Here is a 26,329-nt window from a genome sequence, read left to right on the forward strand (position 1 = left end):
TCTTCAGGAGCCCCCGATGTTCGAGGCGGTCGAGGAACTGATCGGCGAGCACGCCGATCTTGAGAAGAAGCTCGCCGACCCTTCGGTCCACTCGGATCAGGCCAACGCGCGCAAGCTGAACAAGCGCTACGCGGAGCTGACCCCGATCGTCGCGACCTTCCGTGCCTGGAAGCAGTCCGCCGAGGACATCGAGACGGCGAAGGAGTTCGCGGCCGACGACCCGGACTTCGTGGCAGAGGTCAAGGAACTGACCGCACAGCGCGAAGAGCTCACCGAGAAGCTCCGCCTGCTGCTCGTTCCGCGCGACCCCAGCGACGACAAGGACGTGCTCCTGGAGGTCAAGGCGGGTGCGGGCGGTGACGAGTCGGCCCTGTTCGCCGGCGACCTGCTGCGCATGTACCTGCGCTACGCCGAGCGCGTGGGCTGGAAGACCGAGATCATCGATGCCACCGAGTCCGAGCTCGGCGGCTACAAGGACGTCCAGGTCTCCGTCCGCACCAAGGGCGGCAACGGCGCCACCGAGCCCGGCCAGGGCGTCTGGGCCCGCCTGAAGTACGAGGGCGGCGTGCACCGCGTCCAGCGCGTGCCGGCCACCGAGTCCCAGGGCCGCATCCACACCTCCGCCGCCGGCGTGCTCGTCACCCCGGAAGCCGAGGAGGTGGAGGTCGAGGTCAACATGAACGACCTCCGCATCGACGTGTACCGCTCCTCGGGCCCCGGCGGCCAGTCCGTCAACACCACCGACTCGGCCGTGCGCATCACGCACATCCCGACCGGTGTGGTCGCCTCCTGCCAGAACGAGAAGAGCCAGCTCCAGAACAAGGAGCAGGCGATGCGCATCCTGCGCTCGCGCCTGCTGGCCGCCGCCCAGGAAGCCGCCGAGCAGGAGGCCTCCGACGTGCGCCGCAGCCAGGTGCGCTCCGTGGACCGCTCCGAGAAGATCCGTACGTACAACTACCCGGAAAACCGGATCTCGGACCACCGGACGGGCTTCAAGGCGTACAACTTGGACCAGGTGCTCGACGGAGACCTCGACCCGGTCATCCAGGCCTGCGTCGACACGGACTCCGCCGCCAAGCTCGCGTCCGCGCACTGAGTCCCCGCGCAGGACCCCCGCACCACCCCGCAGGACCCCGCACCACCCCCCGTACGACAGCAGCCCGGAGGACCAGCGTGAACTTGCTGCTTGCCGAGGTGGCCCAGGCCACCCAGCGGCTGGCCGCCGCCGGCGTGCCCTCACCGCGTTTCGACGCGGAGGAGCTCGCGGCCTTCGTGCACGGCGTCAAGCGGGGGGAACTCCACCACGTCAAGGACGCGGACTTCGATGCCCGCTACTGGGAGGCCGTCGCCCGCCGCGAGGCGCGCGAGCCGCTCCAGCACATCACCGGCCGCGCCTTCTTCCGCTACCTGGAGCTCCAGGTCGGGCCCGGGGTCTTCGTGCCCCGGCCCGAGACCGAGTCGGTCGTGGACTGGGCCATACAGGCCGTCCGGGCGATGGACGTCGTCGAACCGCTGATCGTGGACCTCTGCACCGGCTCGGGCGCCATCGCGCTCGCCATGGCGCAGGAGGTGCCGCGCTCGCGCGTGCACGCCGTCGAGCTGTCCGAGGACGCCCTCCAGTGGACCCGTAAGAACGCCGAGGGCTCCCGGGTCACCGTCCACCAGGGCAACGCGCTGAGCGCCCTGCCCGAGCTGGACGGCCAGGTCGACCTGGTCATCTCCAATCCGCCGTACATCCCGCTCACCGAGTGGGAGTACGTGGCACCGGAGGCCCGCGACCACGACCCCGAGATGGCGCTGTTCTCCGGCGAAGACGGCCTGGACACCATCCGCGGCATCGAGCGCACCGCCCACCGGCTGCTGCGGCCCGGCGGCATCGTCGTCATCGAGCACGCCGACACCCAGGGCGGACAGGTCCCGTGGATCTTCGCAGAGGAGCGGGGCTGGGCCGACGCCGCCGACCACCCCGACCTCAACAAGCGCCCGCGCTTCGCGACCGCCCGCAAGGCCCTGCCGTGACCGGCCCCGTCATGATCGGCTCGGTCACCGCGCGCATTCCCGCCACCCCCCTGCTGCACGAGGAGGCCCGCTGATGGCCCGGCGATACGACTGCAACGACGCGACGGACCGCAAGACGGGCCTGCGTGAAGCCGCCTCCGCCGTACGCCGCGGCGAGCTCGTCGTGCTGCCCACCGACACCCTGTACGGGATCGGCGCGGACGCCTTCAGCGCCGAGGCCGTCGGCGACCTGCTCGCCGCCAAGGGGCGCGGCCGCAACATGCCCACCCCCGTCCTCATCGGGTCCCCGAACACCCTGCACGGCCTGGTCACCGACTTCTCCGAGCAGGCGTGGGAGCTCGTCGACGCCTTCTGGCCGGGCGCGCTGACGCTGGTCGCCAAGCACCAGCCCTCGCTGGCGTGGGACCTGGGCGAGACCGGCGGGACCGTGGCCGTACGCATGCCCCTGCACCCCGTCGCGATCGAGCTGCTGACCGAGGTCGGCCCGATGGCGGTGTCCTCGGCGAACCTGACCGGACACCCCGCGCCGGAGGACTGCGACGCGGCGCGCGAAATGCTCGGCGACTCCGTGTCCGTGTACCTGGACGGCGGCCCGACCCCGGGCATGCAGCCCTCGTCGATCGTCGACGTCACCGGGAAGGTTCCCGTCCTCCTGCGCGAGGGGGCACTGACCGCCGAGCAGCTGCGGGAGGTCGTGCCCGACCTCGAGGTGGCTCCGTGAGCCCTCAGGGGCGTGGCATAGCCGGGGACAGCACCTTCCGCATACTCCACGTCAGCACCGGCAACGTGTGCCGCTCGCCCATCACCGAGCGGCTGACGCGGCACGCGCTGTCCCACCGGCTCGGGGGCCCCGTCACCGGGGACCTGATCGTGGAGAGCGCGGGCACCTGGGGCCACGAGGGCGCGCCCATGGAGGCCAACGCGGCCGCCGTGCTGGCCGACTTCGGGGCCGACGCCTCCGGCTTCACCGGCCGGGAGCTCCTGGACGAGCACGTCATACGCGCGGACCTGGTCCTGACCGCCACCCGCGACCACCGCGCCCAGGTGATCTCCATGGGGCACTCGGCGGGGCTGCGCACCTTCACCCTGAAGGAGTTCACCCGGCTGGTCCGGGCGATAGACCCGGCGACCCTGCCGCCGCTGGAGGACGGGATGGTGGAGCGGGCCCGCGCGCTGGTCCGTGCCGCCGCCGCTCTACGCGGGTGGCTCCTGGCGCCTTCCCCCGACGCGGACGAGGTGTACGACCCGTACGGGGCGCCGATCACCTTCTTCCGGTCGATCGGCGACGAGATCAACCAGGCGCTGGACCCCGTGGTCACGGCCCTGACGGGCGTCACCGCTTCCCGCTGACCCCCGCGCCCCACATGCCGGCCGGGCCGGACGGGCGCCGCAGGGCGGGATGGGCAGGGGCGGCCTACAGTGGCTGGTACCCGGTACGCGGTACCCCCCTGGAGTCGCGCCATGAGCGTCATCACCCAGCCCCTGGACCTGCTGCGGCAGCAGGATCCGCAGATGGCCGACGTCCTCGACGGGGAACGGCAGCGCCAGGCGACGGGGCTGCAGCTGATCGCCGCCGAGAACTTCACCTCCGCCGCCGTGCTCACCGCACTGGGATCGGTGCTCGCCAACAAGTACGCCGAGGGCTACCCCGGCGCCCGGCACCACGGCGGCTGCGAGTACGCCGACCTCGCCGAGCAGATCGCCGTCGAGCGGGCCCGCGCCCTCTTCGGCGCCGAGCACGCGAACGTGCAGCCGCACTCCGGATCCGCCGCCGTGCTCGCCGCGTACGCCGCGCTGCTGCGGCCGGGGGACACCGTGCTGGCCATGGCGCTCACCTCCGGGGGGCACCTCACCCACGGCTCGCCCGCCAACTTCTCCGGGCGGTGGTTCGACTTCGTCGGGTACGGAGTGGACGCCGCGACCGGGCTCATCGACTACGCCCAGGTGCAGCGGCTCGCGCACGAGCACCGGCCCAAGGCCATCGTGTGCGGGTCCATCTCCTACCCGAGGCACCCCGAGTACTCCGCGTTCCGGGAGATCGCCGACGAGGTCGGGGCCTTCCTGATCGCCGACGCCGCCCACCCCATCGGGCTCGTGGCAGGCGGGGCCGCGCCCAGCCCCGTGCCCTACGCCGACATCGTCGTCGCCACCACCCACAAGGTGCTCCGGGGGCCGCGCGGCGGGATGATCCTGTGCGGGGCCGAGTTCGCGGAGCGGATCGACCGGGCGGTGTTCCCCTTCACTCAGGGCGGCCCGCAGATGCACAGCATCGCCGCCAAGGCCGTGGCCTTCGGCGAGGCCGCCGGGCCCGCCTTCACCTCGTACGCGCACCGGGTGGTCGCCAACGGCCGCGCCCTGGCCGACGCGCTCGCCGCCCGCGGGTTCGCGATCACGACCGGGGGCACCGACACCCACCTGATCACCGCCGACCCCGCACCGCTGGGCCTCGACGGCGCGGCAGCCCGGGGCAGGCTGGCGGCCGCCGGGATCGTGCTGGACACCTGCGCCCTTCCCTACGGTGACCAGCGCGGGATCCGCCTCGGCACCGCGGCCGTGACCACGCAGGGCATGGGGGAGGGGGAGATGGACCGGATCGCCGCGCTGTTCACGGCCGCGCTGGCCGGCGGGGAGCCCGCGCAGATCCGCAGGGACGTCAACGAGCTCGTGGTCAGTTTTCCACCGTATGGGGTTTAAGCCGGGCAAGAGCGACGTACCGCAACCGGGATACCGCCCCTGCGCGTCCCCGACAGTGAGTACTTCGCAGCTAGTGTGTGGGGCTGAGATGGCCGGCGATACATCTGGGGCAGCCCGTGCGTGAATATCTGCTGACGCTTTGCGTCACGGTCGCGGTGACTTATCTACTCACCGGGCCCGTGCGGAAGTTCGCGATCGCCGTGGGCGCGATGCCAGAGATCCGTGCCCGCGACGTGCACCGGGAGCCCACTCCCCGGCTCGGCGGCATCGCGATGTTCGGCGGACTGTGCGCCGGCCTGCTCGTCGCGGACCACCTGCAGAACCTCAACGGGGTCTTCGAGCTGTCGAACGAGCCGCGGGCCCTGCTCTCCGGGGCGGCCCTGATCTGGCTGGTCGGCGTACTGGACGACAAGTTCGAGCTCGACGCCCTGATCAAACTCGGCGCACAGATGATCTCCGCCGGTGTGATGTGCATGCAGGGCCTGACCATCCTGTGGATCCCGGTCCCGGGCGTCGGCTCGGTCTCGCTCACCCCCTGGCAGGGCAACCTGCTCACCGTGGCCCTCGTCGTGATCACCATCAACGCGGTGAACTTCGTGGACGGCCTCGACGGCCTCGCCGCCGGCATGGTCTGCATCGCGACCTGCGCGTTCTTCCTCTACGCGTATCGGATCTGGTTCGGCTACGGGATCGAGGCGGCCGCGCCCGCGACCCTCTTCGCCGCCATCCTGATGGGCATGTGCCTCGGCTTCCTGCCGCACAACATGCACCCCGCCCGGATCTTCATGGGCGACTCCGGCTCGATGCTCATCGGTCTGGTGCTGGCCGCCGCCGCCATCTCCATCACCGGACAGGTGGACCCGGACGCGATGGCGCTGTTCGTGGGCGGCGAGCGCAACGCGACCCACGCGATGCTGCCGGTCTTCATCCCGCTGATCCTGCCGCTCACGATCATCGCGATCCCGATGACGGACCTGGTGCTCGCCATCGTGCGGCGCACCTGGAAGGGCCAGTCGCCCTTCGCCGCGGACCGCGGGCACCTCCACCACCGGCTGCTGGAACTCGGGCATTCGCACAGCCGGGCGGTGCTCATCATGTACTTCTGGTCAGGCTTGATCGCCTTCGGCACCGTGGCGTATTCGGTGCATTCCGCCTCGATGTGGATCGTGCTGGCGATCGCCGCGCTGAGCGCCGTGGGCCTGCTCCTGCTCCTGCTGCCGCGCTTCACCCCGCGAGCCCCGCAGTGGGCGGAGCGGCTGGTCCCGCCGCGCTACCGGCACGCGGAACGGGCCGCGGAGGCAGCCCTGCTGGACGCGTCCGCCGCGGAGCCGGAACCGGCCCGGCCGATCGCGGCAGGTGTGTCCGGCGTCAACGGCGCGACCGCCATCGGCCCCCGTTCGCGCTTCCCCGACCGGCGTAAGGCCGGATCCTCGCGCTGACGCCCGGTGCGCATGTCCGACATGAACGCCCTTTACCAGACAAGACACTTGCCTGTCGCGCACACACGCGCAGGGTCACTCTCATGTGTGACAGTCCGCACACCCTCCGAGTAAAGCTCTCATCAAATACTTTGTGATACCGTTCACTAAACCCGGCGACAGAGCCGAAGGACCGTAGTGCGACGGTCCATTGGCCCGAGGTACTCACTCGGACCGGGCTTACGCTCGTCCTGTACGAGTCCCTGTGCCCCCACCACCACGCGGAGCAAACCGCCATGCGGTCAGATGACGTCCGATCCCTTCTGCAATCCGCCGTTCCCACGGCTGCCGCCGGCGCTCTCGCCGCCGTCATCAGTGGGATCGTCGCCGGTGGCAAGGGGGCGCTGGGCGCTGTCGTTGCGACGCTGTTGGTGATGCTGTTCATGGGCATCGGATTCCTCGTACTGCAACGCACGGCGAAATCGCTTCCGCACTTGTTCCAGGCCATGGGGCTGATGCTCTACACGGCCCAGATCCTGTTGCTCTTCGTCTTTCTCGCCGTGTTCAAGAACACGACGCTGTTTAACCCCCGGGCCTTCGCCATCACGCTCGTCGTCGCCACCCTGGTGTGGATCGGCGCACAGGCGCGTGCTCATATGAAGGCCAAGATCCTCTACGTCGAACCTGACTCGATGAAGGGCGACAAGCCCGGAAATTCGGGCCAGAAGCCGTGAGGGGTAGGGGCGGAATAAGTACGCGTTCGGGATGCTGCTATCGTCCGGTTTCAACTGTGGCAATGCTGGCGCGGGCATCTGAGCTGACGCCTGTCCCATCGCGAGGCTCGATGCCCGAACGCCGCCCCCACATCCGTTACACCAGTCCAGTGCCGAACAGCGGCTGTCCGCCGCGCCGACACAACGAGGTTGCCGTACCTATGCGCCACGCTGAAGGAGCCCGCGGTGAGTGCTGACCCGACGACGGTGCTCGCCTTCGAGACCGATTGCCACATCTTCGACGGTTGTGGATTCCCGGCTCCCGGCCTGCACTCGTTCCTGTTCGAGCCGATCTTCGGGGACGGTGACAGCAGCACGTACTTCAACAAGACGATGTTGCTCGCCCTGCTCGGCTCGGTCGTCATCGTCGCCTTCTTCTGGGCCGCCTTCCGCAAGCCGAAGGTCGTCCCGGGCAAGCTGCAGATGGTCGCCGAGGCCGGCTACGACTTCGTGCGCCGCGGCATCGTCTACGAGACGCTGGGCAAGAAGGAGGGCGAGAAGTACGTCCCCCTGATGGTCTCGCTGTTCTTCTTCGTCTGGATCATGAACCTCTGGTCGATCATTCCGCTCGCCCAGTTCCCGGTGACCGCGATCATCGCGTACCCGGCAGGCCTCGCGGCCATCGTGTATGTGATCTGGATGAGCGTGACCTTCAAGCGTCACGGCTTCGTCGGTGGCTTCAAGAACCTGACCGGCTACGACAAGTCGCTCGGCCCGGTTCTGCCGATGGTCATGGTCATCGAGTTCTTCTCGAACGTCCTGGTGCGCCCGTTCACCCATGCGGTCCGACTGTTTGCGAACATGTTCGCCGGTCACACCCTGCTGCTGCTCTTCACGATCGCCAGCTGGTACCTGCTGAACGGCATCGGGATCGCCTACGCGGGCGTCTCGTTCGTCATGGTCCTGGTGATGACCGCTTTCGAGCTCTTCATCCAGGCTGTCCAGGCGTACGTCTTCGTCCTCCTGGCTTGCAGCTTCATTCAGGGCGCGCTCGCAGAGCACCACTGAGTCAAGCCCTCCCCCAAACCACTATGTCGTCCGGTGGCCAACCCCCACCGGGTCCGTGAAAGAGAAGGAAGAACCGGCATGTCCGCTCTCCAGACCATCGCCGCCGAAGGCGTCACCGGCTCCCTCGGCTCCATCGGTTACGGCCTTGCGGCCATCGGCCCCGGCGTCGGCGTCGGCATCATCTTCGGTAACGGCACCCAGGCCCTCGCTCGTCAGCCTGAGGCTGCCGGCCTGATCCGCGCCAACCAGATCCTCGGCTTCGCCTTCTGTGAGGCGCTCGCCCTCATCGGTCTGGTCATGCCGTTCGTCTACGGCCCGTGATCCTCGGATCCACGACCACTCCCTAGACGAAAGGCACTGAAGTGAACCTCCTGGTTCTCGCGGCTGAGGTGGAGAACCCCCTCATCCCGCCGATCCCCGAGCTCGTCATCGGTCTGATCGCCTTCGTCATCGTCTTCGGTTTCCTCGCGAAGAAGCTCCTCCCGAACATCAACAAGGTTCTGGACGAGCGCCGCGAGGCCATCGAAGGCGGTATCGAAAAGGCTGAGGCCGCTCAGACCGAGGCTCAGAGCGTGCTGGAGCAGTACAAGGCCCAGCTCGCCGAAGCCCGGCACGAGGCCGCTCGCCTGCGCCAGGACGCTCTGGAGCAGGGCACTGCGCTCAAGGAAGAACTGCGCGCAGAGGGCCAGCGGCAGCGTGAGGAGATCATCGCTGCCGGTCACGCCCAGATCGCGGCTGACCGCAAGGCCGCCTCTTCCGCCCTCCGTCAGGACGTCGGCAAGCTGGCGACCGACCTGGCCGGAAAGCTTGTCGGCGAGTCCCTCGAGGACCACGCCCGGCAGAGCCGCACGATCGACCGCTTCCTCAGCGAGCTTGAGGAGAAGGCCGAGGCCGCCCGATGAACGGAGCGAGCCGCGACGCGCTGGCCACCGCCCGCGAGCGTCTCGACGCGCTGACGGACAACACGTCCGTCGACGCGGCGAAGCTCGCCGGCGAGCTGGCGTCCGTCACCGCGCTGCTCGACCGTGAGGTCTCGCTGCGTCGGGTCATCACGGACCCGGCGCAGTCCGGCGAGGCCAAGGCCGAGCTGGCAAACCGCCTGCTGGGCGGCCAGGTGGGCGGGGAAACCCTCGACCTGGTGTCCGGCATGGTCCGGTCCCGCTGGTCGCAGTCCCGTGACCTGGTGGATTCGCTCGAGGTCCTGGCGGCCACCGCCGACCTCACGGCGGCCCAGACCGGCGGAGGCCTCGACGACGTCGAGGACGAGCTGTTCCGGTTCGGCCGGATCGTCTCCTCGAACACCGAGCTGCGCGCAGCACTGACCGACCGGTCGGCCACCGCCGCCGCCAAGAGCCAGCTGCTCCGCAGCCTGCTCGGCGGCAAGGCGAACGCCGTCACCGAGCGGCTGGTCACGCGTCTCGTCACGCACCCGCGTGGACGTAGCCTGGAAGCGGGCCTCGAGTCCCTTTCGAAGGTCGCCGCCGAGCGTCGTGGCCGCATGGTCGCCACCGTGACCACCGCGGTTCCGCTCAGCGACGTCCAGAAGCAGCGTCTCGGCGCGGTGCTGGCCAAGCTGTACGGCCGCCCGATGCACCTGAACCTCGACGTGGACCCCACGGTCCTCGGCGGGATCTCGGTGCGGGTCGGCGACGAGGTCATCGACGGCACCATCGCGGACCGCATCGCCGAGGCGTCGCGCCGCATGGCCGGCTGACCAGCCACACATTAGAAAAAAGTATTGCCAGCGGCCCGGTTGGGCCGTGCAGAACTTGCAGAAGATTCCTGGGGGTCGCCCCCAGACCCCTAAGAAGCTTCAGGCCCAACAAGGAGAGCAGGGAACCCAGATGGCGGAGCTCACGATCCGGCCGGAGGAGATCCGGGACGCACTGGAGAACTTTGTCCAGTCGTACCAGCCGGACGCGGCCTCGCGCGAGGAGGTCGGAACGGTCAGCGTTGCCGGCGACGGCATCGCGAAGGTGGAGGGCCTGCCCTCCGCCATGGCGAACGAACTGCTGAAGTTCGAGGACGGAACCCTCGGTCTCGCCCTGAACCTCGACGAGCGCGAGATCGGTGCGGTCGTCCTCGGCGAGTTCAGCGGTATCGAGGAGGGCCAGCCGGTGCAGCGCACCGGTGAGGTGCTCTCCGTCGGCGTCGGCGAGGGTTACCTCGGCCGCGTTGTCGACCCGCTCGGCAACCCGATCGACGGCCTCGGCGAGATCGCGACCGAGGGCCGCCGCGCCCTCGAGCTGCAGGCCCCCGGCGTCATGGTCCGCAAGTCGGTCCACGAGCCGATGCAGACCGGCTACAAGGCCATCGACGCGATGGTGCCGGTCGGCCGTGGTCAGCGTCAGCTGATCATCGGTGACCGTCAGACCGGCAAGACCGCTCTTGCCGTCGACACGATCATCAACCAGCGCGACAACTGGCGCTCGGGCGACGTGAACAAGCAGGTTCGCTGCATCTACGTCGCCATCGGCCAGAAGGGCTCGACCATCGCGTCCGTTCGCGGCGCCCTGGAAGACGCCGGTGCGCTCGAGTACACAACGATCGTCGCCGCCCCGGCGTCCGACCCGGCCGGCTTCAAGTACCTGGCGCCGTACACCGGTTCGGCCATCGGCCAGCACTGGATGTACGCCGGCAAGCACGTCCTGATCATCTTCGACGACCTGTCGAAGCAGGCCGACGCCTACCGCGCCGTGTCGCTGCTGCTGCGCCGTCCGCCGGGCCGCGAGGCCTACCCGGGCGACGTCTTCTACTTGCACTCCCGTCTGCTGGAGCGTTGCGCCAAGCTCTCGGACGACATGGGTGCCGGTTCGATGACCGGTCTGCCGATCGTCGAGACCAAGGCGAACGACGTGTCGGCGTTCATCCCGACCAACGTCATCTCCATCACCGACGGCCAGTGCTTCCTTGAGTCCGACCTGTTCAACGCGGGCCAGCGCCCGGCGCTGAACGTCGGTATCTCGGTCTCCCGCGTCGGTGGCTCGGCCCAGCACAAGGCCATGAAGCAGGTTTCCGGCCGTCTGCGCCTGGACCTCGCCCAGTACCGTGAGCTGGAGGCGTTCGCCGCCTTCGGTTCCGACCTGGACGCCGCGTCGAAGGCCTCGCTGGAGCGCGGCAAGCGTCTGGTCGAGCTGCTGAAGCAGGGCCAGTACCAGCCGATGCCCGTCGAGGAGCAGGTCGTCTCCGTCTGGGCCGGCACCACCGGCAAGATGGACGACGTCCCGGTCAACGACATCCGTCGCTTCGAGTCGGAGCTGCTGGACCACCTGCGCCTCGAGCGCAAGGAGCTCCTCACCTCCATCGCGGACGGCGGCAAGATGTCGGACGACACTCTGACGTCCATCGCCGACGCCATCGCCAACTTCAAGCGGCAGTTCGAGACCTCGGACGGCAAGCTCCTGGGCGAGGACGTACCGGCCGTCAACGTCTCCAAGTGACGACGGAAGGGACCTGACTCATGGGAGCGCAGCTCCGGGTCTACAAGCGTCGCATCCGTGCCATCACGGCGACCAAGAAGATCACCAAGGCGATGGAGATGATCGCCGCCTCGCGCATCGTCAAGGCGCAGCGCAAGGTGGCGGCGTCGATGCCGTACGCGACCGAGCTCACCCGTGCGGTGACCGCGGTGGCGACCGGTTCGAACACCAAGCACGCCCTGACCACGGAGGTCGAGGCGCCGGTGCGCGCCGCGATCGTGCTCATCACGAGCGACCGCGGTCTGGCCGGCGGCTACTCCTCGAACGCCATCAAGCAGGCGGAGCGGCTCACCGAGCGGCTGCGCGGCGAGGGCAAGGAGGTCGACACCTACATCGTCGGCCGCAAGGGTGTCGCCTACTACGGGTTCCGTGAGCGCAAGGTCACGGAGTCGTGGACGGGCTTCACCGACAGCCCGGCCTACGCCGACGCCAAGCGCGTCGCGGCGCCGCTGATCGAGGCCATCCAGACGGTTACGGCCGAGGGTGGCGTCGACGAGCTGCACATCGTCTACACGGAATTCGTGTCGATGATGACGCAGAACGCGGTGGACGGCCGGATGCTGCCGCTCAGCCTCGACCAGGCTGCGGAGGAGAGCGGTACGAAGGGCGAGATCCTTCCGCTGTTCGACTTCGAGCCGTCGGCGGAGGACGTCCTCGACGCCCTTCTGCCGCGCTACGTCGAGAGCCGCATCTACAACGCACTGCTGCAGTCGGCCGCTTCCGAGCACGCCGCCCGCCGCCGCGCGATGAAGTCGGCTACCGACAACGCCGGGGATCTCATCAAGAGCCTCTCCCGGCTTGCCAACGCGGCCCGCCAGGCCGAAATCACCCAGGAAATCAGCGAGATCGTCGGTGGCGCGAGCGCCATGGCTGACGCGACCGCGGGGAGTGACAAGTAATGACGACCACTGTTGAGACGGCCGCCGCCACGGGCCGCGTCGCCCGGGTCATCGGCCCGGTCGTCGACGTGGAGTTCCCCGTCGACGCCATGCCCGAGATCTACAACGCCCTCAAGGTCCAGGTCGCCGACCCGGCCGAGGACGGCAAGCTCAAGACCCTGACCCTCGAGGTCGCGCAGCACCTGGGTGACGGCCTCGTCCGTACCATCTCGATGCAGCCGACCGACGGTCTGGTCCGCCAGGCCCCGGTGACCGACACGGGCGAGGGCATCACCGTCCCCGTCGGTGACTTCACCAAGGGCAAGGTGTTCAACACCCTCGGTGAGGTGCTGAACTACCCGGAGGAGAACGCCAACGTCACCGAGCGCTGGCCGATCCACCGCAAGGCCCCTCGCTTCGACGAGCTCGAGTCGAAGACCGAGATGTTCGAGACCGGCGTCAAGGTCATCGACCTTCTCACCCCGTACGTCAAGGGTGGAAAGATCGGTCTGTTCGGTGGTGCCGGTGTCGGCAAGACCGTTCTGATCCAGGAAATGATCTACCGCGTCGCCAACAACCACGACGGTGTGTCGGTCTTCGCGGGCGTCGGTGAGCGTACCCGTGAGGGCAACGACCTCATCGAGGAAATGGCCGACTCGGGCGTCATCGACAAGACGGCGCTTGTCTTCGGCCAGATGGACGAGCCCCCGGGCACCCGTCTTCGCGTCGCGCTTGCCGGTCTGACCATGGCGGAGTACTTCCGCGATGTGCAGAAGCAGGACGTGCTCTTCTTCATCGACAACATCTTCCGTTACACCCAGGCCGGTTCGGAGGTGTCGACCCTTCTGGGCCGCATGCCGTCCGCCGTGGGTTACCAGCCGAACCTGGCTGACGAGATGGGTCTGCTGCAGGAGCGCATCACCTCGACCCGCGGTCACTCGATCACCTCGATGCAGGCGATCTACGTCCCCGCGGACGACCTGACCGACCCGGCGCCGGCCACCACCTTCGCCCACCTCGACGCGACGACGGTTCTTTCCCGTCCGATCTCCGAGAAGGGCATCTACCCGGCCGTGGACCCGCTGGACTCGACGTCCCGCATCCTCGACCCGCGGTACATCGCGGCGGACCACTACGCCACGGCGATGCGCGTCAAGGGGATCCTGCAGAAGTACAAGGACCTCCAGGACATCATCGCGATCCTCGGTATCGACGAGCTGGGCGAGGAGGACAAGCTCGTTGTCCACCGTGCCCGTCGCGTCGAGCGCTTCCTGTCGCAGAACACGCACGTCGCCAAGCAGTTCACCGGCGTCGACGGTTCGGACGTTCCGCTCGAGGAGTCCATCGTTGCCTTCAACGCGATCTGCGACGGAGACTACGACCACTTCCCCGAGCAGGCGTTCTTCCTGTGCGGTGGCATTGAGGACCTCAAGGCCAACGCCAAGGAGCTGGGCGTCTCCTGAAGCCGCGCTCATCCGTGAGCACAGCTGACTGACGGAGAGGGGCGGGTGTGTCCCGTCCCTCTCCCCACGCCCATTAGAATTTGACCCAACACCCGGCTTTCCCGCCGGGTGGTGACCCGAGGAGCCACCTTGGCTGCTGAGCTGCACGTCGAGCTGGTCGCGGCGGACCGGAGTGTCTGGTCCGGCGAGGCCACCCTGGTTGTCGCCCGCACCACGTCCGGCGACATCGGCGTCATGCCCGGTCACCAGCCGCTTCTCGGTGTGCTGGAATCGGGCCCGGTGACCATCCGTACCGTCGGGGGCAACACTGTTGTCGCCGCGGTGCACGGCGGATTCATCTCGTTCGCGGACAACAAGTTGTCGCTGCTGGCCGAGATCGCCGAGCTTGCCGACGAGATCGATGTCGAGCGGGCGGAGCGGGCACTGGAGCGCGCGAAGTCGGAGACCGATTCGGCCTCCGAGCGTCGCGCCGATGTCCGGCTGCGCGCGGTTTCGGGGCGCTGAGCCCCGGTACTGGTAAGAGTTTCAAACCTCAGCCGCGGCCTGTTCCGGAATTTTCCGGACCGGGTCGCGGCTGAGGCGATGCGGGTCCGGTTCAGACTCTGTCTGACAAGAACTCTGTCGTGTGGGTTATTCGATGAGCGAGGAGGTCGGTGAAAGATGCTCCTCGCTCTGCTTGTGAGCGGCCTGGTCGTAGTCGCCGTGGTGGTGATCGGGCTGTTTGTCTTCGGCCTGCGCCGCAGGCTGATCCAGCGCTCCGGCGGCACCTTCGACTGCAGCATGCGCTGGGGCGTGTCCGAGGAACCCGACGTCTCCGGCAAGGGCTGGGTGTACGGGGTCGCGCGCTACAGCGGTGACCGCATCGACTGGTTCCGTGTCTTCAGCTACTCCCCGCGGCCGCGCCGGCTGCTGGAGCGGTCCTCCATCGAGGTCATCGCCCGCCGTGCGCCCGAGGGCGAGGAGGAGCTGGCCCTGCTCTCCGACGCCGTCGTACTGTGCTGCGCGCACCGCGGCACCCGCCTGGAACTGGCGATGAGCGATGACGCGCTGACCGGTTTCCTGGCGTGGCTGGAAGCGGCCCCGCCCGGGCAACGGGTGAACGTGGCCTGAGGGCCGCCGTCGCCGGGTCGCCCCCGCCGGACGGAGTCCGGCGCAGCGCCGCGAAGCCGGGGAGGCCCGCCAGGGCCGAGCCGCGCGAGCGGCGCGTGAAGAAACAGAAGCCGGGGAGACGGGGGCGGACCCGTCTCCCCGGCTTCGTCTTTCACCGGGCCGAGCTGTCAGGGGTTACGAGAGGCCGGCGTGGACCGCGCTGGCCAGTTCGCCGTTCGCGGTGTCGCCGCTGAACTCCCAGTAGAAGGCTCCCTTGAGGCCCTGCTGCTTCGTCCAGGCCATCTTCGAGGCGATGGTGGCGGGGGTGTCGTAGCTCCACCAGTTGCTGCCGCACTTGGCGTAGGCCGTGCCGGCGATGGTGCCGGTCGAGGGGCAGGAGCTCTTGAGGACCTTGTAGTCCTCGATGCCCTGCTCGTAAGTGCCCGGGGCCGGGCCGGTGGCGGTGCCGCCGGGGGCGGCCTGGGTGACGCCGGTCCAGCCGCGGCCGTAGAAGCCGATGCCGAGGTTGAGCTTGGAGCCGGCGATGCCCTTGCCCTTGAGCTTGGTGATGGCCGCCTCGGAGTTGAAGCCGGCGATCGGGATGCCGGTGTACGAGGTGAGCGGGGAGTGCGGGGCGGTCGGGCCCTGGGCCGCCCACGCGCCGAAGAAGTCGTACGTCATGACGTTGTAGAAGTCGACGTACTGGGCGGCGCCCGCGTAGTCGGCCGCGTCGAGCTTGCCGCCGTTGGAGCCGTCGGCGGAGATGGCGGCGGTGACCAGGTTGCTGGTGCCGAACTTCGTGCGCAGGGCGGAGAGGACGTTCTTCAGGGAGGCGGCCCCGCTGGTGTCGCAGGACAGGCCGCAGGCGTTCGGGTACTCCCAGTCGATGTCGATGCCGTCGAAGACGTCGGCCCAGCGGGGGTCCTCGACCAGGTCGTAGCAGGACTGGGCGAAGGCGGCCGGGTTCGCGGCGGCCTGTCCGAAGCCGCCGGACCAGGTCCAGCCGCCGAAGGAGTAGAGGACCTTGATGTTCGGGTACTTCTTCTTCAGCTGGCGCAGCTGGTTGAAGTTGCCCGCGACCGGTTGGTCCCAGGTGTCGGCGACGCCCGAGACGCTGGAGGAGGCGTCGTAGGTCTTCTGGTAGTCGGCGTAGGCGTCACCGATCGTGCACTTGCCGCCCTGGACGTTGCCGAAGGCGTAGTTGATGTGCGTGATCTTCGCGGCGCTGCCGGAGGTGACCAGGTTCTTCACGTGGTAGTTGCGCTGGTAGACGCCCCAGTTCGTGAAGTAGCCGAGCTTGACCGGTCCGCCCACGGGCGGGGGATCGACGACTCCGCCGGTGGTGGTCACCGAGAGGGCGCCGGAGGAGGGCCCGGTCTGGTCGATGGTGTCGCGGGCGGTGACCGTGTAGCTGTAGGTCGTGCCCTTGGTCAGGCCCGAGTCGGTGTACGTGGGGCTGGTGACGGTGGCGATCTTGGCGCCGCCGCGGAAGACGTCGTAGTTCTTGACGCCCTTGTCGTCGGTGGCCGCGGCCCAGCCGAGGGTCAGCCCGGTGTCGGTGACGCCGCTGGCCGTGGGGGTGCCGGGGGCGCTGGGCGGGTTGTCGGTGGGGTTGGTGCCGCCGTCACAGCTGCCGCCGTTGATCTTGCAGCCGCTGGGGGCGCCGGAGCCCGTGCCGTTGAAGCCGAAGCTGACGGTGGCGCCCGGGGCGAGGGTGCCGTTCCAGCCGACGTTCTTGCCGGTCCAGTGGGTGCCCGAGCTGGTGACGGTGGCGTCCCAGGCGGAGGTGACGGCGGTGCCGGCCGGGTAGTCCCACTCCACGGTCCAGCTGCTGAGGGTGGTCGTGCCGGTGTTCTTCACCGTCCACTTGCCCTCGAAGCCGGAGCCCCAGTCGGAGACCTTGGTGTACGTCGCGGTGGCCGAGGCGGCCGCCTCGGCGGGACCGGCGATGGCCACCAGTCCGGCGAGGGGCAGGGTGAGGACGGCCAGTGCGGCCGCGACTCTTCGAAACAGCGGTGCGCGTCGTGGGGGTGCTGTGCTCAAGGGTGCTCCTCCGAGGTCCGCAGCGGCCGTGGGGACGGCCGCTGCATGGGGGTGGGACCTGCGCCGCCCGTGAGCGTGCCCGCATGACGCCTTGTCATGGCACGCTCACCACAGTTGTGCGTGAGAGTAGAAAGGTCTGGACCAACCGTCAAGAGGTCCAGACCTCCCGTAGCGACCCCGGAAATATTTCCGGCCGGATTCCGCTAGATCCCCAACTCCTGTGCCAGCACGGCCGCTTGGACCCGGCTGCGCAGCTCCAGCTTGGCCAGCACCCGGCTGACGTGGGTCTTCGCCGTCGCCTCCGCCATCTCCAGGCGCACCGCGATCTCCGCGTTCGACAGACCCCCGCCCAGGCACCCCAGAACCTCCCGCTCGCGCGGGGTCAGCGATTGCACCGTCGCCGGCACGGGGACCCGTACCGGCCGCGGATCCGCGAACTCGGCGATCAGCCGCCGGGTCACCGCCGGGGCGATCAGGCCCTCCCCGCGTGCGACGGTCCGTACCGCCCCGATCAGCTCCGCCGCGTCCGCGTCCTTGAGCAGGAAGCCCGACGCGCCCGCGCGCAGCGCGCCGAAGACGTACTCGTCCAGGTCGAAGGTGGTGAGCACGAGGACGTCGGCCAAGCCCTCCGCGACCACCCGGCGTGTCGCCGACACCCCGTCCAGGCGCGGCATCTGCACGTCCATGAGCACCAGGTCGGGCCGCAGTTCACGGGCCAGGCGCACGGCCTCCTCCCCGTCCGCGGCCTCGCCCGCCACCTCGATGTCGCCGGCACTGCGCAGGATCAGGACCAGCCCGGCCCGTACCGCGCTCTGGTCCTCCGCCACCACGACCCTGATCGTCATGCCCGTACCGCCTCTTCTTCCACGGGCAGCGACGCCCGGACCCGCCAGACCGCGTCCGTGCGGCCCGCTTCGAATGCTCCACCGAGCAGTTCCGTCCGCTCGCGCATGCCGATCAGGCCGGCGCCGGAGCCGGGTGCGCGGGGGCCGGGGCGCTCGCCGTAGGGGGAGTCGACCGCGACGTGCAGCGCGCCGCCCCCGGCCCGGCCACCGCCCGCGGGGCGCTCGCGGGCCAGGCGGACGGTGACCATGCCGGGGGCGGCGTGCTTGAGCGCGTTGGTCAGGGACTCCTGGACGATCCGGTACGCCGCCAGCTCCACCGGGGCGGGCAGCGGCTCCCCGGACGGCCGGTCGTCGAGGAGCGCGAAGTCCAGCCCGCTCGCGGCCCCGTTCGTACGGGCCTGCTCCAGCAGGGCGTCCAGTCCGTCGAGGGAGGGTGTGGCGACGGCTTCCTGCCCGCCGCCCGCGTCCCGCAGCAGGCCGATCAGGCGGCGCATCTCGGCCAGCCCCTGCACGCTGTTCTCCCGGATCACCCCGAGCGCCTCCCGGCTGGTGGCGGGGGAGTCGATGGAGAGCGCGGCGGTGGAATGGATGGCGATGGCGGAGAGGTGGTTGGCCACCATGTCGTGCAGCTCGCGGGCCATCCGCGCCCGCTCGGCCACGACCGCCTGCGACCGGTCCATCTCGGCCAGCAGCGCGGTCTGCTCGGCGCGCAGCCGGGCGGCGATGGCGGCCTCACGGTGGTTGCGCAGCGTGGCCCCGGTCAGCGCGGGGCCGAAGCTCACGATGCCGGTGATCACACCGATCAGCAGGGCCTGCGGGGTGCGCAGCCAGGCCACGGAGGCAATGGTGACGGCGATGGTGATCAGGCCGGTCTGGACCGGGAGGCGGCGGGCCATGGCCGGCGTGCCGTAGACGACGGCCGCGTACATCAGGTCGGTGAAGATCAGGACCGTGGCCAGGTTCCCCACGGTGAACTGGTCGGCGATCACCCCCGCGGTGCCGACCGCCAGAGTCACCCGGGGCAGGCTGCGGCGCAGCAGCTCCATCGCGCCGAGGGCGAGGAGCGGGACCAGGGCGGCCCAGGCCGGGAACAGGTCCCGGGTGGGGGAGCTGTACACCCCGAGCGACCACAGGAGCAGGCCGGCGGCCACGCTGACCACGGCGAGCAGGACGTCGTCGCGGTGCGGTGGCGGGATGCGGAGGGTCACGAGCCCATCCAACAGGGTGCGGCGGGGACGGGCGTCGCCATCACGGCCGAGGCGCCGTACATCGAAGGATGCAGGGCGGCCCCGCGGCATTCGTCATCGGCGACGAGGAACCGGTGCGAACCGGGCGGGAAGCTGGAGGCATCCCCCCACCGCAGGAACGGAGACTCCCGTGCTCGTCACCCTGATCATCGCCTGTGAAGTCGGCTTCTGGGTCCTGCTGACCGGCGGCCTGGCCCTGCGCTACCTCGCGAAGATGCCGAAGACGGGCGCGGCCGTCCTGCTGTGCGAGCCGCTCCTGGAGCTGGTGCTGCTGGTGGCCACAGCCGTGGACCTGCGCGGCGGCGCCGAGCCGGACTGGAAGCACGGGCTCGCCGCGCTGTACCTCGGCTACACCGTGGCCTACGGGCACTACACCGTGCGCTGGCTCGACGGCCACGCCGCGTACCGGCTGGCCGGGGGCCCGAAGCCGGCCGGCGCCGGTTCCGGCGGGGCGCGGGCCGTCCACGAGTGGAAGCTGGTCGCGCGGACCGTCCTCGCGGCGGCCGTCGCGGCCGGCCTGCTGCAGGCCGCGATCTGGTACGTCGGCACGTCGGGCGACACCGCGGTGCTGCGCGGATGGCAGCTCACGTCCCTGCGAGTGGTCGGCATCCACGCCCTGATCGCCGTCACCTACACGCTGTGGCCGAAGCGGGCACCGGCGGAGGCAGCGCTGCGCGACTCCGCCGACGCGCCCTAGGGGCTGTCGTCACCCGCGCTGCGGCAGGCGGCTGGTTCGCGGCCGACTCGGTGGCGCGGGCCGGGACGCCGCGGGCAGGAGCTGATAGGCCATCACCTGTCACCCTCCCGTCGCTCACCGAAAAGGGGCTGGTCCATGCCGGGCAAGCCGATGATCCGCCGACGACTCGACCGCCTGCTCACCGCGTCCCTGGGCGCGCTGCTCGCGGTCGCGGTGCAGGCCGCTCCGGCCCGGGCCGACGTGGGGGACCTGACGGAGTATCCGGTCACGACGCCCGCGAGCTCGCCCACGGGGATCACGGCGGGACCGGACCGGGCGCTGTGGTTCACCGAGTTCGACGGCAACAAGATCGGACGCATCACGACCGGCGGCGCCGTCACCGAGTTCGCCGTACCCACCGAGTCGAGCCTCCCCTACGACATCGCGCAGGGCCCCGACCGTGCCCTGTGGTTCACCGAGAGCGCCGCCGACAAGATCGGGCGGATCACGACCGCGGGTGCGGTCACGGAGTACCCCCTGCCCGTGGCGGGCAGCTTCCCCACGGGCATCGCGCTCGGCGCCGACCGCGCCCTGTGGTTCACCGAGAGCGGTACGAACAAGATCGGGCGGATGCGGCTCGACGGAACCGTCACCGAGTTCGCCGTCCCCACGCCGGACAGCGTCGTCTACCACATCGCGGCCGGGCCCGGCGGAGTGTGGTTCACGGAGCTGCTCGCGGGCAAGATCGGCCGCGTCGATCACTCCGGCAACGTGACCGAGTACCCGCTGCCCACCGGCTTCGAGTTCCCGTCCGACATCGCGGCCGGCCCCGGCGGGATGTGGTTCACCGCGTCCGACAAGATCGGGCGGATCACCGCCTCGGGCACCATCACGCTCTTCCCGCGGCCGAACCCGGGCGGATCCGCCGACGGCATCACCCGCGGCCCCGACGGGAACATGTGGTACGCCGACCAGCTCGGCGTCATCGGGCGGATCACCCCGAAGGGGGAGATCACCGAGTTCCCGGTGCCGGACGGCGGGGACAAGGTGCCCTTCAACATCGCGACGGGGCCCGACCGGAACGTCTGGTTCACCGAGCTCCTCGGCAACGCCATCGGCCGCGTCGACGCTCTCCCTGGCCGGGCGCACGGCCCCCACGCCGGCGCCGCGCAGCCGGGTCCGCGCCGCGAGCGGTCGCGTCACGAGGACTCGCGTCACGAGCGCCCGCGCCACCTGCTGCCCTGCGGCCCCGGGACACCCCCGGGGCCGCCCCCGCTCTGCCGCTGACGACGCATCCGGTGCCCCGCGGCCGCGGGGGCGTTTCGCACCGGTTCGCCCGGTCGGAACGTCCTAGCGGTCGCCGCCCGGGACCCACAGGACGTCGCCGACCTCCTTGTTGGCCGTGCGGGCCAGGATGAACAGGAGGTCGGAGAGGCGGTTGAGGTAGGTGGCGGTCAGCGGGTTCATGACCTCGCCGTGTGCCTCCAGGGCCGCCCACGTGGAGCGCTCGGCGCGCCGGACCACCGTGCAGGCCTGGTGCAGGAGGGCCGCGCCGGGGGTGCCGCCGGGGAGGATGAAGCTGCGGAGCTTCTCCAGCTCACCGTTGAAGAGGTCGCAGTCGGCCTCCAGCTTGTCCACGTAGAACTGCTCGACGCGCAGCGGCGGGTACTCGGGGTTCTCGGCGACCGGAGTGCAGAGGTCGGCGCCCACGTCGAACAGGTCGTTCTGCACCCGGACCAGGACCTTCACGACATCGGCGGACAGCGAGCCGAGCGCGATCGCCGTCCCGATGGCCGCGTTGGCCTCGTTGGCGTCGGCGTACGCCGAGATCCGCAGATCGGTCTTGGCCGTGCGGCTCATGTCGCCCAGTGCGGTCGTGCCCTTGTCGCCGGTGCGGGTGTAGATGCGCGTGAGGTTCACCATGCCGCCAGCCTAGTGCGGGCCAACTGCGGGCCCCTGTCGCACTGCTGGGCCGTCCCGGTGTGATGTCCGTCATCTGAGACGTGACGCGTGTTACTTCGCGGTCACTGCGCCCCTCTCGGACGCTAGTCTCCGCCGGAGAACGAACGAGGCTGTGCCGTATCTGAGGCCGTGTCCTATTGAAGGCCGTGTCCTATTTTTTAGAACGTGGGGTGTGCAGTGGCTGGGAAGCTCGCCGTCATCGGTGCCGGACTGATGGGTTCCGGAATCGCGCAGGTCTCCGCTCAGGCGGGTTGGGACGTCGTGCTGCGTGATGTGACCGATGCCGCTCTGACGCGCGGTACCGACGGGATCAAGGCCTCGTACGACAGGTTCGTCTCCAAGGGCAAGCTGACGGCCGAGGATGCCGAGGCGGCGCTCGCCCGCATCACCACGACCACCGAGCTCGAAGCGGTCGCCGACGCCGACATCGTCGTCGAGGCCGTCTTCGAGAAGCTGGAGGTCAAGCACGAGATCTTCCGCGCGCTCGACAAGCTCGTCCGCGAGGACGCGATCCTGGCCTCCAACACCTCCGCCATCCCGATCACCAAGATCGCGGCCGTGACGGAGCGTCCGGAGCGGGTCGTCGGCGCGCACTTCTTCTCGCCGGTCCCGATGATGCAGCTGTGCGAGCTCGTGCGCGGCTACAAGACGAGCGACGAAACCCTCGCCACCACCCGGGCGTTCGCCGAGTCGGTCGGCAAGACCTGCATCGTCGTCAACCGCGACGTTGCCGGATTCGTGACGACCCGTCTCATTTCGGCACTGGTCGTCGAAGCGGCGAAACTGTACGAATCGGGCGTCGCCTCGGCCGAGGACATCGACATCGCCTGCAAGCTCGGCTTCGGGCACGCGATGGGCCCGCTGGCCACCGCGGACCTCACCGGCGTCGACATCCTGCTGCACGCCACCAGCAACATCTACACGGAGTCCCAGGACGAGAAGTTCGCGCCGCCGGAGCTGATGCGCCGCATGGTGGACGCGGGCGACATCGGCCGCAAGAGCGGTCAGGGCTTCTACAAGCACTGAGCACCAGTTCGAATGCCTGCACCCCACAGGGTGAATTAGGTATCGGTTCGCTCACGGTCGGCAACTTCCCCGCCCCCCGGGCAGTCAGTTGCAGTGAGAGTTGCCGACCACGGACCAGTCGGACCATACGCAATCAGTACCGCTCTGCCGGGAGTACACATGCACATCAGGGGCGACCACGCCGAACTCGCTGTCGGGGGTCGCCTCGACGTGCGCAGCGCGGCGGACGCCCGTACGGTCCTGCACACCGCCCTGGACGACGGTCACGGCGACCTCGTGCTGGACCTCACCGGGCTCGACTCCTGGGACGCGACGGGCCTCGGCGTGATCATGGGAGCCCACCGCCGGGCCGGCCGGACCGGCCGCCGGCTCGTCCTGCGCGGGGTCCCGCCGCAGATGCAGCGGCTGCTCGTGGCCACCCGGCTGCACCGGATCCTCGCGATCGAGGGCGGGCTGGAAGCGGAGTCGCTGCCGCGCGCGTGACGCCCGTACGCGGTTCGCGTGCGCGGGGTCCGCGGAGTCTGCCGTGCGGGCCGTGCGGGTCCCGTGGGGCCCGCTCCAGAGGGCCTGCACAAACGTAACGGTCCGGTGGTGAAGGCACCCCTGCGGTACCGGCCCCGTCGAGCACGGTCTAGGGTTCGGGCGGAAACCGGACCAGTAGCGACAGCGGCGTGTGCGAAGGCCGGGCGGACGACGGCGCACGGCGCGATCGGGGGACTTGGTCATGGACCGCAGCAGCACACAGGGGCAGGCCGATCCGGCGGAGCCGCCGGCGCGGGTGGTGACGCTGACGTCCGGGGACCTCACCCTCACCGTGAACCCCGTCGACGGCAGCGAGATCGTCCGGACGCACCGCCCCGGAGGCGTGCCCGCCCCCACCCCGGTCAAGCGCACCCCCGCCGCCCGCGCCTCCGCCGCGGCCGCCGTACGGCCCCCCGTACCGCCGGGCGCCCCGGGCTCCTCGCGGCCCCTGCTGGGCCGCGAAGAGGAACTCGAACGCCTCGTACGGCTCCTCACGCGCGGCCGCTCCGTACGGCTGACCGGGCCGCCCGGATCCGGGCGCACGGCGCTGCTCGACGCGGTCGCCGACGCCTGCGCGGACCTCGCCCCCGACGGGGTCGTACGGCTCTGCGGGTACGGACACCAGCAGCCCGGCGAGCTGCTCCAGGCGCTGTACGCCACCGTGTACGAGGCTCCGGCCGAACGCCCCGACCGCGCCGGGCTCCTCGCCCGGGTGGCCGAGATAGGCGCCGTCGTCCTCGTCGACGACCTCGACATGGGCGGCACCGCCCTCGACGAACTGCTGCGGGCCACGCCGGAGTGCGCGTACCTGCTGACCGCCACCCCCGACACCCGGGCCCCCTCCGACGACTCGCACCTCGAAGAGGTCTTCCTCGGCGGACTGGCCCGCGCCGACTGCGTGGCCCTGCTCGAAGCGGGCACCGGACGGGCGCTGACGGACGCGGAAACGGCCTGGGCCGGGGACCTGAGCTTCGCCTCCGAAGGACTGCCTCTGCGCTTCGTACAGGGCGCCGCGCTCCTGCGCCAGCGCGACGAGCTCAACCGGACCGGCGACGACGAGGACGACGAGGACGAGGAGCCCGGCGTCTTCCAGGAGAAGCCGCGCGACACCGTCTTCGTGCCGCTGCCGACGCTGGCCGAGGGCGCCGCCCCGGCGGAGCTGCTCGCCTCGCGGGTCAGCGAGTCGGCGCGGGCCGCGCTGCGGATCGCCTGCGCGCTCGGCGGGGAGCTGCCGCACCACGCGCACCTGCCCGCGCTGGTGGGCGACACGCACGCCGACACCGCCGTCGCGGAGCTGCTCGACTGCGGGCTGCTGAGCCCCGTCGGGACGCGCCACCGGCTGGCCGCGGGGGTCGCGCGACAGCTCGAGGAGATCGGCTACGGAGACACCGCGGCCGAGGAGGCCCGTACGGCCGCCCGCCACTACGCCTGGTGGACCGGGCACGCCTCGGTCAACCCCGCGCGGGTCGCGGCGGAGGCCGACGCGGTGCTCGCGGCGCTGGCCGGAGCAGATGTCGTGGCCGCGGTCCTGCTCGCGCGGACGGCGGCACCGGCGTTCGCGGCCTCGCTGCACTGGGAGGCCTGGGAGCGGGTGCTGCGCGCGGGCGCGGAGGCCGCGCGGAAGGCCGGCGAGGTCGCGGAGCAGGCGTACTTCCACCACGAGCTGGGCGTACTGGCCCTGTGCGAGGGCCGGCTCGACCGGGCGCGGGCCGAACTGGAGGCCTCGATCGGGCTGCGCGGCGCGCTGGCCGACAAGCGGGGGACCGTCGCGGGACGGCGCGCTCTGGCCCTGGTCACCGACCGCGAGGCGGCGGGGGTCCAGATATCACCGCCGCTGCGACTGGCTCCGCCGACCGCGTCCGAGTCTGCGTCTGCGGCGGGGGCCGGGGGAGCGGCGAAGCCGGCCGGCCCCGGTCAGCCGGCGGCGGGGGCACCGGGTGATCCGGGTCTGCCGGTCCGGGCCCTGCTCGGCCTGCCGCCGGGGCCGGGGGCTGCGGGTGCTCCGCTGCTTCCTGGCGCTGCTGGTGCTGGTGCTGGTGGTGCCGCCGGGGCTGCTGCACTGACTCCCGGGCTTCCGGCCCTTCCGGCGCCTCCCGGGCTTCCCCGGGCTGCCGGGGCCCCGCCGCTTCCTGCGGTTCCCGGGACTGAGGGGGCTCCGCTCGCTGCTGGAGCTGCTGGAGCTGCCGGTGCTGCCGGTGCTGCTGGGGCTCCGCTCGCTGCTGGAGCTGCCGGTGCTGCCGGGGTTGCCCGGGTCGCGCGGACTACGCCGTTTCCTGAGGTTCGCCAGGGGCCGGGCGTTCCCGGTGCCGTAGGGACTTCGTTCGCTGCGGGTGCGGGTGCGGGTGCGGGTGCGGGTGCGGGTGCTGCTGCTGCCGGTGCCGGTGCCGGTGCCAGGACTCCGTCCGCCCCCGTGGCCCCCTCGGCTCCCGTGACTCCGGCGACCCTGTCGAAGGCCCTCGCCGCCCTGCCCGGGGCGGGTACCGGGGCCACTCCCGTAGCCGAGCACGCGGCGACGCGGGTTCCGGACGGCTTCACGACGGTGGTGCCCGCTGTGGCGCCGCCGGGCTCCGTCGCGCCCGCGACCCTGGCCGAGGTGTTCGAGGACGCCTTCCCGCTCACCCCCGAGCCGGCTCCGGCACCCAGGACGATGCCCCAGCCGAAGCCGGGGCCCCGCCGCAAGCCGATGCTGCTGGCCGCCGCCGGGGCGGTGACCGTCGTGGTCCTGGGCACGGTGGTCGCCCTGGCGATGACCACCGAGGACGAGAAGCCGCCCGCGCAGGCGCCGGCGGTCTCCACGGCCCCGAGCTCGGAGGAGGGGCAGCCGCAGCCCACCACTCCGGATCCGGGCGGAAGCGATCCCTCGCCGGCGCCGGAGCCCTCGTCCCCCACCTCGCAGGCGCCGGGTACGACCCCGCCGCCGCGCAAGTCCCCGACGCCGACGCCGACACCCACGCCGACCCGGTCTTCGTCGAGCCCGGTGACCCCGCCTTCGCCGCCGGTGACGAGCTCGGCCCCGCCGGTCAGCAGTCCGCCGGCTTCCCCGACTCCGACTCCGACCCCGACCACGTCCGTGACGCCGAGTCCCACGAACACGACGTCGCCGGTAGTACCGGAGCCCCCCGCGGACGCCGAAGGCCAGCCGGAGACCGTAGCCCCCTGACGGCCCGTCCGAGCCGCCGGGGCGGTC

General features: G+C 70.5%; 25 protein-coding genes. 21 read left to right on the forward strand and 4 right to left on the reverse strand.

Translation table 11 applies throughout. The annotated features are described in order from the left end of the window. The first annotated feature begins 16 nt into the window (after positions 1 to 16). The 16 genes from prfA (at position 17) to ACFYM0_RS30660 (ending at position 14,842) form a co-directional block, all read left to right on the forward strand. On the forward strand, positions 17 to 1,096 hold the full coding sequence (gene prfA, locus ACFYM0_RS30585) for a peptide chain release factor 1 (RefSeq protein WP_266881142.1): 1,080 nt from the start codon (positions 17 to 19) through the stop codon (positions 1,094 to 1,096). Between the two features lie 77 nt (positions 1,097 to 1,173). Next, on the forward strand, positions 1,174 to 2,019 hold the full coding sequence (prmC, locus tag ACFYM0_RS30590; RefSeq protein ID WP_327254959.1) for a peptide chain release factor N(5)-glutamine methyltransferase: 846 nt from the start codon (positions 1,174 to 1,176) through the stop codon (positions 2,017 to 2,019). A gap of 73 nt (positions 2,020 to 2,092) precedes the next feature. Beyond that, positions 2,093 to 2,740 (forward strand): L-threonylcarbamoyladenylate synthase, encoded by a 648-nt coding sequence (locus tag ACFYM0_RS30595; protein WP_266881144.1) that lies wholly within the window; start codon positions 2,093 to 2,095, stop codon positions 2,738 to 2,740. Further along, the gene (locus ACFYM0_RS30600; RefSeq protein WP_388506936.1) at positions 2,737 to 3,369 is read left to right on the forward strand and encodes a protein-tyrosine-phosphatase; all 633 of its coding nucleotides are present in this window, start codon (positions 2,737 to 2,739) and stop codon (positions 3,367 to 3,369) included. Before ACFYM0_RS30595 ends, ACFYM0_RS30600 begins: the two co-directional genes overlap by 4 nt. A gap of 111 nt (positions 3,370 to 3,480) precedes the next feature. Further along, a complete protein-coding gene (gene glyA / locus ACFYM0_RS30605; RefSeq protein ID WP_388506938.1) occupies positions 3,481 to 4,713 on the forward strand; it encodes a serine hydroxymethyltransferase in 1,233 nt (410 codons plus the stop codon). Positions 4,714 to 4,817: 104 nt separating this feature from the next. Next, positions 4,818 to 6,152 (forward strand): MraY family glycosyltransferase, encoded by a 1,335-nt coding sequence (locus tag ACFYM0_RS30610; protein WP_388507117.1) that lies wholly within the window; start codon positions 4,818 to 4,820, stop codon positions 6,150 to 6,152. A 275-nt stretch (positions 6,153 to 6,427) separates the two neighbouring features. Beyond that, on the forward strand, positions 6,428 to 6,865 hold the full coding sequence (locus ACFYM0_RS30615; protein WP_388506940.1) for a hypothetical protein: 438 nt from the start codon (positions 6,428 to 6,430) through the stop codon (positions 6,863 to 6,865). A 210-nt stretch (positions 6,866 to 7,075) separates the two neighbouring features. After that, the gene (gene atpB / locus ACFYM0_RS30620; RefSeq protein WP_388507119.1) at positions 7,076 to 7,912 is read left to right on the forward strand and encodes a F0F1 ATP synthase subunit A; all 837 of its coding nucleotides are present in this window, start codon (positions 7,076 to 7,078) and stop codon (positions 7,910 to 7,912) included. A gap of 78 nt (positions 7,913 to 7,990) precedes the next feature. Beyond that, a complete protein-coding gene (locus ACFYM0_RS30625) occupies positions 7,991 to 8,233 on the forward strand; it encodes a F0F1 ATP synthase subunit C (RefSeq protein ID WP_328300823.1) in 243 nt (80 codons plus the stop codon). 41 nt (positions 8,234 to 8,274) lie between these two features. Further along, positions 8,275 to 8,814 (forward strand): F0F1 ATP synthase subunit B, encoded by a 540-nt coding sequence (locus ACFYM0_RS30630; RefSeq protein WP_388506942.1) that lies wholly within the window; start codon positions 8,275 to 8,277, stop codon positions 8,812 to 8,814. Further along, positions 8,811 to 9,626, forward strand: coding sequence for a F0F1 ATP synthase subunit delta (locus ACFYM0_RS30635; RefSeq protein ID WP_388506944.1), 816 nt, complete (start codon positions 8,811 to 8,813; stop codon positions 9,624 to 9,626). The genes ACFYM0_RS30630 and ACFYM0_RS30635 overlap by 4 nt, the downstream gene beginning before the upstream one ends. 130 nt (positions 9,627 to 9,756) lie before the next feature. Then, complete coding sequence (gene atpA, locus ACFYM0_RS30640; RefSeq protein WP_274549590.1) at positions 9,757 to 11,352, forward strand: F0F1 ATP synthase subunit alpha; 1,596 nt, start codon at positions 9,757 to 9,759, stop codon at positions 11,350 to 11,352. 20 nt (positions 11,353 to 11,372) lie between these two features. Continuing rightward, a complete protein-coding gene (locus tag ACFYM0_RS30645; protein WP_274549591.1) occupies positions 11,373 to 12,290 on the forward strand; it encodes a F0F1 ATP synthase subunit gamma in 918 nt (305 codons plus the stop codon). Next, positions 12,290 to 13,732, forward strand: coding sequence for a F0F1 ATP synthase subunit beta (gene atpD, locus ACFYM0_RS30650; protein ID WP_215148872.1), 1,443 nt, complete (start codon positions 12,290 to 12,292; stop codon positions 13,730 to 13,732). Before ACFYM0_RS30645 ends, atpD begins: the two co-directional genes overlap by 1 nt. A gap of 129 nt (positions 13,733 to 13,861) precedes the next feature. Beyond that, positions 13,862 to 14,236: a F0F1 ATP synthase subunit epsilon gene (locus tag ACFYM0_RS30655; protein WP_388506947.1), complete on the forward strand. Its 375-nt coding sequence runs from the start codon at positions 13,862 to 13,864 to the stop codon at positions 14,234 to 14,236. 156 nt (positions 14,237 to 14,392) lie between these two features. Continuing rightward, on the forward strand, positions 14,393 to 14,842 hold the full coding sequence (locus tag ACFYM0_RS30660; RefSeq protein WP_327254967.1) for a DUF2550 domain-containing protein: 450 nt from the start codon (positions 14,393 to 14,395) through the stop codon (positions 14,840 to 14,842). A gap of 174 nt (positions 14,843 to 15,016) precedes the next feature. Here the strand turns inward: ACFYM0_RS30660 and ACFYM0_RS30665 are convergent, their stop codons facing one another. The 3 genes from ACFYM0_RS30665 to ACFYM0_RS30675 form a co-directional block, all read right to left on the reverse strand. Beyond that, positions 15,017 to 16,834: a glycosyl hydrolase family 18 protein gene (locus ACFYM0_RS30665; RefSeq protein WP_388507120.1), complete on the reverse strand. Its 1,818-nt coding sequence runs from the start codon at positions 16,832 to 16,834 to the stop codon at positions 15,017 to 15,019. 233 nt (positions 16,835 to 17,067) lie between these two features. Then, positions 17,068 to 17,709 (reverse strand): response regulator, encoded by a 642-nt coding sequence (locus tag ACFYM0_RS30670; RefSeq protein ID WP_388506949.1) that lies wholly within the window; start codon positions 17,707 to 17,709, stop codon positions 17,068 to 17,070. Beyond that, complete coding sequence (locus tag ACFYM0_RS30675; protein WP_388506951.1) at positions 17,706 to 18,917, reverse strand: sensor histidine kinase; 1,212 nt, start codon at positions 18,915 to 18,917, stop codon at positions 17,706 to 17,708. Before ACFYM0_RS30675 ends, ACFYM0_RS30670 begins: the two co-directional genes overlap by 4 nt. Positions 18,918 to 19,086: 169 nt before the next feature. On the opposite strand from ACFYM0_RS30675, the gene ACFYM0_RS30680 reads away from it, so the two are divergent. Together ACFYM0_RS30680 and ACFYM0_RS30685 are read left to right on the forward strand one after the other, a co-directional pair. After that, entirely contained in the window at positions 19,087 to 19,653 is a 567-nt protein-coding gene (locus ACFYM0_RS30680) for a hypothetical protein (RefSeq protein WP_388506953.1), read from the forward strand. Positions 19,654 to 19,788: 135 nt separating this feature from the next. Next, positions 19,789 to 20,919: a hypothetical protein gene (locus ACFYM0_RS30685; protein ID WP_388506955.1), complete on the forward strand. Its 1,131-nt coding sequence runs from the start codon at positions 19,789 to 19,791 to the stop codon at positions 20,917 to 20,919. 63 nt (positions 20,920 to 20,982) lie between these two features. Here ACFYM0_RS30685 and ACFYM0_RS30690 read toward each other — a convergent pair whose 3' ends face one another. Continuing rightward, a complete protein-coding gene (locus ACFYM0_RS30690; protein WP_388506957.1) occupies positions 20,983 to 21,555 on the reverse strand; it encodes a cob(I)yrinic acid a,c-diamide adenosyltransferase in 573 nt (190 codons plus the stop codon). A gap of 216 nt (positions 21,556 to 21,771) precedes the next feature. Here ACFYM0_RS30690 and ACFYM0_RS30695 point away from each other — a divergent pair, with 216 nt between their 5' ends. From ACFYM0_RS30695 to ACFYM0_RS30705, 3 genes are all read left to right on the forward strand, one after another. Beyond that, entirely contained in the window at positions 21,772 to 22,620 is an 849-nt protein-coding gene (locus tag ACFYM0_RS30695) for a 3-hydroxyacyl-CoA dehydrogenase family protein (RefSeq protein ID WP_250744745.1), read from the forward strand. A gap of 159 nt (positions 22,621 to 22,779) precedes the next feature. Then, complete coding sequence (locus tag ACFYM0_RS30700; RefSeq protein ID WP_243336243.1) at positions 22,780 to 23,103, forward strand: STAS domain-containing protein; 324 nt, start codon at positions 22,780 to 22,782, stop codon at positions 23,101 to 23,103. A 241-nt stretch (positions 23,104 to 23,344) separates the two neighbouring features. Further along, a complete protein-coding gene (locus ACFYM0_RS30705) occupies positions 23,345 to 26,302 on the forward strand; it encodes an ATP-binding protein (protein WP_388506960.1) in 2,958 nt (985 codons plus the stop codon). The last annotated feature ends 27 nt before the right edge of the window (positions 26,303 to 26,329 follow it).

Origin of the sequence: Streptomyces sp. NPDC006487 (genome assembly GCF_042870555.1) — a bacterium.
Classification (GTDB): domain Bacteria; phylum Actinomycetota; class Actinomycetes; order Streptomycetales; family Streptomycetaceae; genus Streptomyces.